This window comes from Streptomyces sp. NPDC050528 (genome assembly GCF_044457795.1).
In the GTDB taxonomy this organism is placed as follows: Bacteria; Actinomycetota; Actinomycetes; order Streptomycetales; family Streptomycetaceae; genus Streptomyces.
On sequence record NZ_JBITHH010000010.1, the window covers coordinates 171,120 to 183,002 of the forward strand.

Genomic DNA, 11,883 nt, shown 5'->3' on the forward strand with positions numbered 1-11,883 from the left:
CCATCAACCAGATGACGGTGAAGCAGCTCGCCATGCCCGAACTGGTCGACGCCTGCCTGGAGTTGGGCGTCCCCGGCGTCGGGCTGTGGCGCGAGCCCGTCCAGTCGTACGGCGTGGAGGCGACCGCGAAGCTGGTCCGCGACGCGGGGCTCACGGTGACAACGTTGTGCAGGGGCGGCTTCTTCACCGCGCTCGACCCGGCCGAACGCGCCCGCGCCCTGGACGACAACCGCCGCGCCGTGGACGAGGCGGCCGTGCTCGGCACGGACACCCTCGTCCTCGTCTCCGGCGGTCTGCCCGTCGGCTCCAAGGACCTGCACGGCGCGCGGGAGCGGATCGCCGACGCGCTGGGGGAGTTGGGGCCCTACGCCGAGGAGCGGGGCGTACGGCTGGCCATCGAGCCGTTGCACCCGATGTTCGCCTCCGACCGCTGCGTGGTCTCGACGCTCGCCCAGGCCCTCGACCTCGCGGAGCGGTTCCCCGCTCAGCAGGTCGGGGTCACGGTGGACACGTACCACATCTGGTGGGACGACCGGGCGCCCGAGCAGATCGCCCGGGCGGGTGCGGGCGGCCGTATCCACACCTTCCAACTCGCCGACTGGACAACGCCGTTGCCCGAGGGCGTGCTCAACGGCCGTGGGCAGATCGGGGACGGTGCGATCGACATGCGGGAGTGGAAGTCGTATGTCGAGGCGGCCGGTTACGACGGCCCCATCGAGGTGGAGCTGTTCAACGACGGGCTGTGGGCGCGGGACGGGCGGGAGGTGCTGGCGGAGACGGCCGCGAGGTTCGTGGAACACGTCATCCGCTGAGCGTCCGGTGCAGTGCGGCGAGGCCGTCCGCGTAGATGCCGTGGAAGAGGGCGATGGCCTCGTCGTCGCTGATGCCGTCCGGTGTGAAGGTGCCGGACCACTCCACCCGGGCGGTGTCCTGCCCGGGTGTCTCGCGCACCGTGAGGGTGGAGACGTAGCCGGTGACGGGGAAGGGCGCCTGGACGATCGAGTAGGTGTAGGTGCGGGCCTTGTCGTCAAAGGCTTCCAGGCGCTCGACGATCACGCCGCCGTCCTCGTTCCGGAGGCTGCGGACGCGTCCGCCGTCGCCGAGTTCGCTGGCGGGGATGTAGGGGAGCCAGTCGGGCAGTGAGTCGAAGCCGCCGATGAGCTGCCAGACGCGGTCGGGCGAGGCGGGTATGTCGAGGGACGCGGTGGTCGTGGCCACGGGATCCTCCTGGGGGCGTAGGGGGTGTAGGGGTGATGGGTCAGACGGTGGTGGGTACGGGGGCGTCCTGCGCTATCAGCCCCTCCGCGCGCAGATCCGTCCAGAACGCGGCCGGGATCGGCTCGGCGAGAGCGGCCAGGTCCTCGGCGATGCGGCTGGGCCTGGTGGCGCCGGGGATCACGGCTGCCGTCGCCGGATGGGCGAGGGAGAACTGCAGCGCGGCGGACTTGATGCCGACCCCGTGCCGCCGGGTGAGCGCCTTGATCCGCGCCACCTTGTCGATGATGTGCGCGGGCGCCTGCTGGTACTCGAAGTGCGTTCCGCCGGCGAGGATGCCCGAGCTGTAGGGGCCGCCGACCACGATGTCGACGTCCTGCGCGGCGGCGTCCGGCAGCAGGCGCTGCAGGGCGCGGTCGTGGTCGAGGAGGGTGTAGCGGCCGGCGAGGAGGAAGGCGTCGGGCTGCGGCTCGTCCAGGTCGAGGGTCAGCTCCAGCGGCTCCACGCGGTTCACGCCCAGGCCCCAGGCCTTGATGACGCCCTCCTCGCGCAGCTTCCGCAGGGCCCGGAACGCGCCGGTGCGGGCGGTCTCGTAGGCGGCCAGCCACTCGTCGCCGTAGAAGTCCTGGGCGACGTCGTGCACCCACACGATGTCGAGGCGGTCCGTCCGCAGGCGCTTGAGGCTGTCCTCGACGGAGCGGAGGGTGGCGTCGGCGGTGTAGTCGTTGACCATCTTGTTCGGACGGCCGTGTTCGAAGAGGCCGCCCTTCTCGCCGAGGTCGCGTGCGGCCGGGTCCTCGATCTCGTCGAGGATGACGCGGCCGACCTTCGTGCTGAGGACGAACTCGTCGCGGGGGTGCTGCGCGAGTACGTCACCGAGCCGGATCTCGGAGAGTCCCGCGCCGTAGAAGGGAGCGGTGTCGAAGTAGCGGATGCCCTGGTCCCAGGCGGCTTCGACGGTGGCCGCGGCCTCCTCGTCGGGGATGGCGCGGAACATGTTGCCGAGCGGCGCGGTGCCGAAGCCGAGGGCGCCGGGCAGGAGGGACTTGATGCTCATGGGGGGATCCTTGCGATGGCGATGAGTACCGATGAGTACCGAGGGATGGCGATGAGTGCCGAGAGGTGGCTATGAGTGCCGAGAGATGGTGATTCCGGCTTATTCATCCGTGAATGCGCGATCCGTCGGTCTTGCGTGTTCGAGGTTAGGATCCCTGGGTGAGACTGTCCAAGACTTGCTTGGACATACTTGAGTCCTCCGAGGTCCTACATGCTTGACCTGCGCCAACTCCGCTACTTCGTCGCCGTCGCCGAGACCGAACACGTCGGCCGGGCCGCCGAGCGGCTGCACATCTCCCAGTCGCCGCTCAGCCGGCAGATCGCCCAGCTGGAGAAGAACCTGGGCCTGACCCTTTTCGAACGCAGCCAGCAGCGCATCCGGCTGACCTCCGACGGCCGGGTCTTTCTGACCGAGGCGCGTGCCCTGCTCCGCCACGCGGACCGGCTGGAGAACCTCGGCCGGCGGCTCGGCCGCGGCGAGGAGGGCGGACTGTGCATCGGTTACGTGGCCGACGCCATGCACACGGGCGTCCTGCCCACCGCCCTGCGCACCCTGCGCGACCGGCGCCCGGGCATTCACGTCGCGCTGTACGACCAGGAGTCGGCCGAGCAGTTCGAGGGACTGCGCCAGCGCAGCCTCGACATCGCCCTCGTGCGCACGCCGCCGCCCGAGGAGGACCCGGACCTGGACGCGGCCCCTCTGCTGCGGGACCCGCTGCTGCTCGCGCTGCCCGCGGAGCATCCCCTCGCGGGGCGGGCGGAGTTGACCCCCGAGACCCTCGACGGGCAGCCGTGGATCGCGGTGGGCGACTCCCAGGACCCGGCCTGGCGCGACACGTTCGTCGCGTCGTGCGTGACCTCCGGCTTCACCCCGGACATCCGTCTGGACGCGGCCGATCCGCTCACCGCGCTGGGACTGGTCGCCTCCGGTCTCGGCCTCGCGCTCATCCAGAAGAGCATGATGCGCGGCACGACCGACGGCGTCGCGGTACGCGAACTGCCCTGGCACGGAGCGTCCGTCCAGCTGTGGGCGGCCTGGCACCGGGTCGATCTACGGCCGGTGGTCGCCTCGTTCCGCGAAACGGTCCTCGCGGGCCGGGGCGCCGCCTGACCGCGGGTGCGGCCGGAATGTGAGAGTCACCTTCACACAGCTCGTTTTTATAAATGCAGATCAGGGTCCGTGCGGTGCGCGCTATTCCTGTGACTAGCCTGTCGATTTAGGTTTTTCGGAGCTTTTCGGAACCGTATCTCCCCAGGTCATGTCTGTAGGATCGTGCTTGCCGCGGGGCCGGGATAAAGCCCGGAAGCGCGGCCTTCCGGGCTTTCTCTTGTATGAGAGAAGCCTGAGAGGTGCATAAGAGAAGTAATTCGAGAAACAAACAAGGAGTTAACTGTGAACGTGCGTATCGCCGCCGTCTCCGTGGCCTCCGCGGCGCTTGTCGCCGTCGGCGCCACCTCCGCCGTCGCCGCGCCCGCCCCGGCGGGCATCACCCTCAAGGCCAACCACAGCACCGTGAAGCTGGGCGACGTGGTCACCTTCACCGGCAAGACCACCGGCCTGAAGGAAGGCAGCAAGGTCACGCTGCAGGTCAAGAGCGGTGCGACGTGGAAGTCGCTGCCGGTGACCGCCAAGGTCAACCACAGCGCCTACAAGCTGACCGACAAGTTCCAGAAGAAGGGCGTCCAGGTCCTGCGCGTCAAGGACGGCGCCGCCGTGTCCAAGGGTGTCTCGGTCACCGTCCGCTGACGTCGGCCACCCCGCACTGACACACCCCTGAGCCCTGCCCCACCCCGTTCGATCCGGGGTGGGGCAGGAGGTCAGGAGTATGCCGTACCGAAAGCCCAACACCCGCACCGCGCGGGTTACTTCTTCTTTGCCGCCCGCTTGGTGAGCACCGTCAGCACCACCGGGACCAGCATCTCGACGACCCGTGCGACGGTCGCCGGCGGCAGCCCCGTCTTCTTGGCCACCGCGTTCGCCACCGGCCTGGCCGCCTTCGCCAGCACCCCGGCCATCAGCCCGCCGGTCGCGAATCCGCCCAGCGTGGCCACGCCCTGGAGCGGAGCCTCCTGAGGCGTCTCCACGGTCTCGGCGACCGCGGCCTCACCGGACAGCGCCGAGGCCGTCGTCCCGACGACCTCCCGCGCGCCCGCCTCGTCCGTGCCCAGCAGCCCCGCGATCTCCTGGACCTTGTCGTCGCCCAGCTCGTCGAGGACGGCGCCCTGGAAGGTCGTAGCAGAGTCTTCGCTCATGTCTGAAACGCTACGTCCGCCCCGTTTTATCGGCACCCGGAGGCCGTCGCGGAGGCGTCCCGAAGCCGTTCTGAAGAATTTTCAAGATGCCGTACAACCCTCTCCCCACCACGCCGGTCCTACTTGGCATCAGGACTCTTGGAGGGGGATCTGGGGGGATCACGAGGGGTTCTGATGCTGGAGGGGAAAACCCGAGGGGGCACGGTCGACGGACCGGGCCCCCTCGAATTTATGGTCTCCGAGGGCCTCTAGAAGAACACCCCGCACCGCAGCAGCACATTCGCGTACGGCCGCGCCTCGCCCGTCCGTACGATCAGCCGCGCGTCCGCCGACAGCTCCTTGAGCCGCTCGTGGGAGACGAGGTCCAGGCCGTCGGGGAAGCGTGCGTCGAGCAGGGCCGTGGCCGCGCGGTTGGCGCTCCGCACCTCGGTCGCCGCCGTCGCGCCCTCCACCACCAACTCGGCCAGCAGCCCGTCCAGCACCTCCGCGAACGACGGCACCCCGGCCCGGAACGCCAGGTCCACCACCCGGGGACCGACCGGGATCGGCATCCCGGCGTCGCACACCAGCACCCCGTCCCCGTGCCCCAACTCGGCCAGCGCGCCGGAGAGATGACGGTTGAGAATCCCTGCCTTCTTCACAGTGCGGCTACCTCGTCCGCCGTCGGGAAGGAGTCCTGGGCACCCTTACGGGTCACGGCCACCGCTCCCACCCGGGCCGCGTACGCCGCCGCCTCGGCCAGGTCGGAACCCGTGCCCAGCTTCCAGGCCAGCGCCGCGGTGAACGCGTCGCCCGCGCCCGTCGTGTCCACGGCGTCCACCTTCACGGACGGCACCCGGGTCACCCCGTCCTTGGACGCCACCAGCGCGCCCTCCGCGCCCAGCGTCACGACCACCGAACGCGGCCCCTTCGCCAGCAGGATCCGCGCCCAGTCCTCGGGCCGCTCGCTCACACACGCGTCCCCGAGGATCACCTTCGCCTCGTGCTCGTTGACGATCAACGGGTCGCAGGCGGCCAGGACTTCGGACGGGAGCGGCCGCGGCGGCGACGGGTTCAGCACGAACCGGCTGCCGTCCGCGAGACTCCGTACGACCTCTACGACCGTCTCCAGCGGGATCTCCAGCTGTACCGAGACCACCCGGGCGGCCTGGAAGAGGCACCCGGCGGCCTGGACGTCCACGGGGAACAGCCGTCCGTTGGCGCCAGGCGACACCACGATGCTGTTGTCGCCGGACGGGTCCACCGTGATCAGCGCGACCCCGGTCGGCGCACCGCCGACCAGCACGCCCACCGTGTCGACCCCGGCCGCCCGCTGCGAGTCGAGCAGCAGCCGGCCGTACGCGTCGTCGCCGACCCGGGCCAGCAGGACCGTACGGGCTCCCAGCCGGGCGGCGGCGACCGCCTGGTTGGCGCCCTTGCCGCCGGGGTGGACGGCCAGGTCGGAACCGAGGACCGTCTCGCCGGCGCCCGGCCGCCGCTCGACGCCGATCACGAGGTCGGCGTTGGCCGATCCCACGACCAGAAGGTCGTAGTCGTACATCAATTGACTCCCCACAGTGGTGACTTGGAGTGTTGATCCGGTCGTTGTCGGGCGATGGCTGTCAGCCGGTGAAACCGGCCACGTTCTCCTTGGTGACGACCTTGACCGGCACCTTCACCGTCGTCTCCACCTTCTTGCCCTGAGCGGCGCGCAGCGCGTTGTCCACGGCAATTTTGCCGAGTTGGCTGGGCTGTTGCGCCACGGACGCGTACAGCGTGCCCTGCTTCACGGCGGTCAGGCCGTCCGGCGTGCCGTCGAAGCCGACGACCGAGACCGATGTGCCGGCCTTGGAACCGAGCGCCTTGATCGCGCCGAGGGCCATCTCGTCGTTGGCGGCGATGACGCCCTGGACGTCGGGGTGCGCCTGGAGCAGGTTCGACATCACGTCGAGGCCCTTGGTGCGGTCGAAGTCGGCCGGCTGCTGGGCGACGACCTGGATGCCGGGGTAGGCCTTCAGCCCCTTGGCGAAGCCCTCGGCCCGCTCGCGCGCCGCCGAAGTACCCGCCTGGCCCTGGAGAATGACGATCTTGCCGGTGCCGCCGAGCTTCGTGGCGATGGTCTTGGCGGCGAGTTCACCGCCGACGACGTTGTCCGAGGCGACGAGCGTGTCCACGGCCGCCTTGTTGACGCCCCGGTCGACGGCGATGACCGGGATCTTCGCCTTGTCGGCGGCCTTCACGGAGTTGCTCGCCGCGTCCGAGTCCACCGGGTTGACGATGATCGCGCCGTAGTTCGAACTAGTGAAGTTCTGCAGCTGGTTGGCCTGTTGGGAGGCGTCGTTCTGGGCGTCCGTGACGGTCAGGTCCAGGCCCAGCTTCTTCGCCTCGGCCTGCGCGCCCGACCGGATCTGCACGAAGAACGGGTTGTTGAGCGTGGAGAGCGACAGACCGAGCTTGGGCTTGGCGGACGTGGAGGAGTCGTTGTGCAGGAAGGAGGTGGCACCGACGATCGCGATGGTGACGACGGCCGCGAGCGCGTAGGTGGTCGCCTGCTTGCCCTTGCTGCCACCGCCACCACCCGTACCGGAGGCGGGAGTTGCCCCCGCCTTGCGGCGCACGGTGTCGAGCAGGACCGCCAGCGCGATGACGACACCGATGACGACCTGCTGCCAAAAGGCGGACACGGAAAGGAGGTTGAGGCCGTTGCGCAGCACCGCGAGGATCAGCGCGCCGATGAGGGTGCCGGACGCCTTGCCGGTGCCGCCCGCGAGGGAGGCGCCGCCGATGACGACCGCGGCGATCGCGTCCAGCTCGTAACCGTCGGCGGCCTGCGGCTGCGCCGAGGAGAGCCGGGAGGCGAGGACGATGCCCGCGGCGGCGGCGAAGACACCCGACAGGGCGTAGATCGCGAGCTTCTGCTTGGAGACGCGCAACCCCGAGAGGCGCGCGGCCTCTTCGTTGCCGCCGATCGCGTACATCGAGCGGCCGATGTACGTCCGCCCGAGGACGAAGGCGGCGATGAGCCCCATCACGATCATCACCAGGACCGGCACCGGCAGCCAGCCGCCGAGCGTGTCACCGAGGTGCGAGACCGAGTCCGGGAAGGCGATCGGGGAGCCCTGTGAGATCACCAGCGACAGACCGCGTGCCACCGACAGCATCGCCAACGTCGCGATGAACGGCGGGAGTTTGCCGTAGGCGATGAGGAAACCGTTGACCAGGCCGGCCGCGATACCCGTGGCGATCGCGAGGACGACGGCGAGGACGACCGGGACGCCGTGCTGCGTGGCGCTCCACGCGAGGACGGTGGCGGACAGGGCGGCCACCGAACCGACCGACAGGTCGATGCCCGCCGAGACGATCACGAAGGTGACGCCGAAGGCGAGGATGGCGGTCACGGCCGCCTGGACACCGACGTTGAGGAGGTTGTCGGTGGTCAGGAAGTCGCCGGACAGCGCCGACATGGCGATGACCAGGACGATGAGCGCGGTCAACGCGCCGTTGTCGAGCAGCAGTCGGCGGATTCCCGAGACGCCACTCGCGCCCGGCGTGCTCTTGAGCGTGTCAGTGGCCACGGTGGCCCTCCACAGCGGTAGTTGCTTGAGCGGTAGTCGCTTCGGTTGATGTGCCGGGTGTGCCGGGTGTGCTGACGGCGAGTGCCATCACGGAGTCCTGCGTGGCCTGTTCGGCGGACAGCTCGCCCGCGATACGCCCCTGGGCCATGACCAGCACCCGGTCGCTCATGCCGAGAACTTCGGGCAGATCGCTGGAGATCATGAGCACGGCGGCACCACCGGCGGTGAGCTGATTGATCAGCTGATAGATCTCGACCTTGGCGCCGACGTCGATACCGCGCGTCGGCTCGTCGAGGATCAGCACCTTGGTGTCGGCGAGCAGCCACTTGCCGATGACGACCTTCTGCTGGTTGCCGCCGGACAACGTCCGCACTTGCTGCCCGAGCCCGGCCATCCGCACGCCGAGCTGCTTCGCGATCCGCGCCGCAGCCTCGCGTTGCCCCTTGAGATCGACAAGCCCACCCTTGGTGGCGGCCCGCATGGTGACGAGCCCGAGGTTCTCCTCGACGGACTGGTCCAGGACGAGCCCCTGCCCCTTACGGTCCTCGGGCACGAGCCCGATCCCGGCAGCCATGGCCGCGTTGACGTCATGCTTGGGGATGAGCCCACCCGAGACGGTGACGGCACCCTGGTCGTACGGGTCGGCCCCGAAGACAGCCCGTACGACTTCGGTACGACCGGCCCCGACGAGCCCGGCGATGCCGACGACCTCACCGGCCCGCACCTCGAAGCTGATGTCGTGGAAGACCCCGTCCCGGGTGAGCCCCTCGACGGAGAGCAACGCGGCGCCGGCGTCCGGCCGTTCACGCGGATACTGCTGCTCGATGGACCGCCCGACCATGAGCCGTACGAGCTCGTCCTCGGGCGTGGAGGCAGGCACCTGCCCGACGGACTTCCCGTCCCGGATGACGGTGACGCGGTCCCCGAGGGCGGCGATCTCCTCAAGATGATGGGTGATGAAGACGATCCCGACCCCGTCCGCGCGCAGTTGACGCACGATCGCGAAGAGCTTCTCGACCTCTTCGGAGGTGAGCACGGCGGTCGGCTCGTCCATGATGAGCACGCGCGCGTGCAGGCTGAGGGCTTTGGCGATCTCGACCATCTGGAGCCGCGCGATACCGAGTTCACGGACGCGCGCGCGGGGAGAGACATTGACCCCCACCCGCTCCAGCAGAACGGCGGCATCGGCCTCCATCCGCTTCCGGTCGATCATCCCGAGCCGACGCGGCTGCCGCCCCAGAAAGATGTTCTCGGCGACCGTCAGATCGGGAACGAGGTTGAACTCCTGGTAGATGGTGGCGATCCCGAGCCGCGCGGAGTCCTGCGCGCTGTGGATACGCACCTCCTCGCCACCGACCACGATCCGGCCGCCGTCGGGCCGGTAGGCACCGGAGAGCATCTTGATGAGCGTGCTCTTGCCGGCACCGTTCTCACCGAGCAGCACATGGACCTCACCCCGACGCAGATCGAAGTCGACGCCGTCCAGCGCGACGACACCGGGGAAGGTCTTGCGGATGCCCTCGATGCGCAGCAACTCGTCCTGGTTGCTCACGACTTGCTCCTTCGAACGGGGGATGACGAGCGAACAGGGGATGACGAGGTTTCGGGCTCACCGGGCCCACCGGGTTCGCCGCACGAGCGGCGCACGACGAGCCTGGCGGGAAGGGTCACGGACTGCGGCGCCCGCCCCTCGATCCGGTCCACGAGCGCCCGTACGGCGGCCCGCCCGAGGTCTCCGGTCGGCTGGGCGATCGCGGTGATCGGCGGATCGGTGTGCACGAACCACCGGATGTCGTCGAACGCGGCCAGCGCGAGATCCTCCGGAACCCGAAGTCCACGCGCGCGTACGGCGTCCAGGGCACCCAGGGCCATCAGGTTGTCGGCGGCGAAGACGACCTCGGGCGGCTCGGCCAGATCGAGGAACCCTTCGGTCACCCGCCGCCCGCTCTCGACCTGGAAGTCGCCCTGCCCGATGTAGTCGTCGGGGAGGGGAATCCCGTACTCGCCGAGCGCGTCCCGGAAGGCGGCGACACGCTCGCTACCGGTGGTCGTGGCCGAAGGCCCCGCGATGATGGCGAGCCGGCGATGCCCGAGCCCGTGCAGATGCGCGACGAGATCCCGGATCGCGGCCCGCCCGTCGGCCCGCACGACGGGCACGTCCAGGCCGGGGATCCACCGGTCCACGAACACCATGGGCGTCCCGGCCCGCGCGGCGTCCAGCATGCCGGGGGAGCCGCCGTCGGTGGGGGAGACGAGCAGTCCGTCGATACGCCGGTCCAGCAGCGTCCGCACGTGGTGGTCCTGCAACTCCGGCCGCTCGTCGGCGTTCCCGATGATCACGCTGTACCCGAGCGCACGGGCCTCTTCCTCGACGGAACGGGCCAGCTCGGTGAAGTACGGGTTGAGCACGTCGCTGATGACCAGGCCGAGGGTGCGGGTCTGATCGGTGCGCAGCGAACGGGCGACGGCGTTCGGGCGATACCCCAGCGCCTCTACGGCGGCCAGCACACGCGTGCGCGCGTCGTCACTGACCGACGGATGGTCGTTCAGCACCCGCGACACCGTGGCCACGGAGACCCCGGCCTCGGCGGCGACGTTCTTGATGCTCGCCATCGCCGTTCCACCTCCTTGTGGAATCGATTACATGGAGGATTGGAATCGATTACATGCGAGTTAACAAGGGGGTGAGACCGAATTGTGATTTAGGGGGAGGGGGTGCGGTGGGTACGAGGGGCTACGAGTCGGATCCCGTCGTGGTGTGCCTCCCTGTGCAAGTTCGTGCAAGTTCCTCGCCTCCACCTGGCACTGGGCGCAAGATCGGGCACAGGTGATCCGACAACGCGTGGAGGCAGCGATGGCTCTGATCAAGCTCGGCCAGGACCCGGAGAGCCCCGACGGCAAGTCGCCCACCATCTACCTGGACGACGAGAAGGGGACCTATCTGGTGCAGGGATGGAAGGTGGCCGACGAGGGGCGGCGTACGCAGTTGGACCTGCCCGGTCACGAGGACGTGATCGAGATCCCGAAGCGCATGGTGCAGTTCTTCCCGGAGGTGAACGGCGGTGGCACAGCCGACTCTTGAGGACCGGCTGAGGCGCTGTGCCCGTTCTGCCGTCCACTTGGAGATGCGTGACGGGTATATGCGCTCCGACCCTCGGTTCGTCGCCTGGCTGAACGGCGTCCGTGACGACCCGGCGGACAGCGACCCGGAGCGTCGCCCATGGCTGCGACTCGTTGCCGACCTCGTGGCCCAGGGGGTGCAGGTACGGCGGGCCCGGATCGTGTCGGAGCCGGTGTCGGACTACATCAGGTTCGAGCACCACCTGACCGCCCCCAACCTGGAGGCCGGTGAACAAGTTCGCTGGCTACCGCGGCGCCGCGCGTCCGGCCTGGCCCTGCCCGGCAATGACTTCTGGCTCTTCGACGCCGACACGGTGGTCTTCCATCACTTTGCCGGCGATGGCGAACTCGCCCCGGATGACGAGGAGTTCACCGATGCCCCGGCGGTCGTGAAGCTGTGCGGGAGCGCCTTCGAGGCCGTTTGGGACCTGGCGGTGCCACACTCGGACTACCAACTCACCTGATCGACAATCCTCAGCGTGACGTCATCAAGTGTCCAGCAAGCACGTCAGGCCCTCGGTCGGCGTCTTCGCGAGATTCGCAAGGATGCCGGCCTCTCGGCGCGTGCACTGGCCCGGCTCGCAGACTGGCATGAGTCGAAGTGCTCGCGGTTGGAGAGGGGACACACACCACCGTCCGACGCGGACATCCGGACATATACAACGCTCTGCGAGGCTCAAGGTCA

General features: G+C 69.2%; 13 protein-coding genes and 1 pseudogene. 6 read left to right on the forward strand and 8 right to left on the reverse strand.

The features are described from left to right. Positions 1–11: 11 nt before the first annotated feature. On the forward strand, positions 12–812 hold the full coding sequence (locus tag ACIBK4_RS32150) for a sugar phosphate isomerase/epimerase family protein (RefSeq protein WP_399000781.1): 801 nt from the start codon (positions 12–14) through the stop codon (positions 810–812). Here ACIBK4_RS32150 and ACIBK4_RS32155 read toward each other — a convergent pair. Together ACIBK4_RS32155 and ACIBK4_RS32160 are read right to left on the reverse strand one after the other, a co-directional pair. Continuing rightward, positions 802–1,218, reverse strand: a complete 417-nt coding sequence (locus ACIBK4_RS32155) for an SRPBCC family protein (RefSeq protein ID WP_399000366.1) — start codon at positions 1,216–1,218, stop codon at positions 802–804. The two genes, ACIBK4_RS32150 and ACIBK4_RS32155, sit on opposite strands and share 11 nt — an antisense overlap. Before the next feature lie 40 nt (positions 1,219–1,258). Then, positions 1,259–2,272, reverse strand: a complete 1,014-nt coding sequence (locus tag ACIBK4_RS32160) for an aldo/keto reductase (RefSeq protein WP_399000367.1) — start codon at positions 2,270–2,272, stop codon at positions 1,259–1,261. Between the two features lie 210 nt (positions 2,273–2,482). Here ACIBK4_RS32160 and ACIBK4_RS32165 point away from each other — a divergent pair, with 210 nt between their 5' ends. Further along, positions 2,483–3,382, forward strand: a complete 900-nt coding sequence (locus ACIBK4_RS32165) for a LysR substrate-binding domain-containing protein (RefSeq protein ID WP_399000368.1) — start codon at positions 2,483–2,485, stop codon at positions 3,380–3,382. Positions 3,383–3,664: 282 nt separating this feature from the next. Next, complete coding sequence (locus ACIBK4_RS32170; RefSeq protein ID WP_399000370.1) at positions 3,665–4,018, forward strand: hypothetical protein; 354 nt, start codon at positions 3,665–3,667, stop codon at positions 4,016–4,018. Positions 4,019–4,134: 116 nt separating this feature from the next. Here ACIBK4_RS32170 and ACIBK4_RS32175 read toward each other — a convergent pair whose 3' ends face one another. The 6 genes from ACIBK4_RS32175 to ACIBK4_RS32200 all read right to left on the reverse strand — a co-directional run bounded on the left by ACIBK4_RS32175 (position 4,135) and on the right by ACIBK4_RS32200 (position 10,691). Continuing rightward, a complete protein-coding gene (locus ACIBK4_RS32175; RefSeq protein WP_399000372.1) occupies positions 4,135–4,524 on the reverse strand; it encodes a DUF937 domain-containing protein in 390 nt (129 codons plus the stop codon). A gap of 248 nt (positions 4,525–4,772) precedes the next feature. After that, positions 4,773–5,165, reverse strand: coding sequence for a D-ribose pyranase (gene rbsD / locus ACIBK4_RS32180; RefSeq protein ID WP_399000374.1), 393 nt, complete (start codon positions 5,163–5,165; stop codon positions 4,773–4,775). Further along, a complete protein-coding gene (locus ACIBK4_RS32185) occupies positions 5,162–6,064 on the reverse strand; it encodes a ribokinase (protein WP_399000376.1) in 903 nt (300 codons plus the stop codon). Before ACIBK4_RS32185 ends, rbsD begins: the two co-directional genes overlap by 4 nt. 61 nt (positions 6,065–6,125) lie before the next feature. Continuing rightward, positions 6,126–8,078: a substrate-binding domain-containing protein gene (locus ACIBK4_RS32190; RefSeq protein WP_399000378.1), complete on the reverse strand. Its 1,953-nt coding sequence runs from the start codon at positions 8,076–8,078 to the stop codon at positions 6,126–6,128. Further along, entirely contained in the window at positions 8,068–9,630 is a 1,563-nt protein-coding gene (locus tag ACIBK4_RS32195) for a sugar ABC transporter ATP-binding protein (RefSeq protein ID WP_399000380.1), read from the reverse strand. Before ACIBK4_RS32195 ends, ACIBK4_RS32190 begins: the two co-directional genes overlap by 11 nt. After that, positions 9,627–10,691 (reverse strand): LacI family DNA-binding transcriptional regulator, encoded by a 1,065-nt coding sequence (locus ACIBK4_RS32200; protein WP_399000382.1) that lies wholly within the window; start codon positions 10,689–10,691, stop codon positions 9,627–9,629. The genes ACIBK4_RS32195 and ACIBK4_RS32200 overlap by 4 nt, the downstream gene beginning before the upstream one ends. Positions 10,692–10,932: 241 nt before the next feature. Between ACIBK4_RS32200 and ACIBK4_RS32205 the strand changes: the two genes are divergently transcribed. The 3 genes and pseudogenes from ACIBK4_RS32205 to ACIBK4_RS32215 form a co-directional block, all read left to right on the forward strand. Next, complete coding sequence (locus ACIBK4_RS32205; RefSeq protein WP_399000384.1) at positions 10,933–11,160, forward strand: hypothetical protein; 228 nt, start codon at positions 10,933–10,935, stop codon at positions 11,158–11,160. A 43-nt stretch (positions 11,161–11,203) separates the two neighbouring features. Then, on the forward strand, positions 11,204–11,662 hold the full coding sequence (locus ACIBK4_RS32210) for a DUF6879 family protein (protein ID WP_399000386.1): 459 nt from the start codon (positions 11,204–11,206) through the stop codon (positions 11,660–11,662). Between the two features lie 15 nt (positions 11,663–11,677). Beyond that, positions 11,678–11,875: pseudogene (locus tag ACIBK4_RS32215) on the forward strand (helix-turn-helix domain-containing protein); the annotation flags it as partial. Between the last annotated feature and the right edge of the window lie 8 nt (positions 11,876–11,883).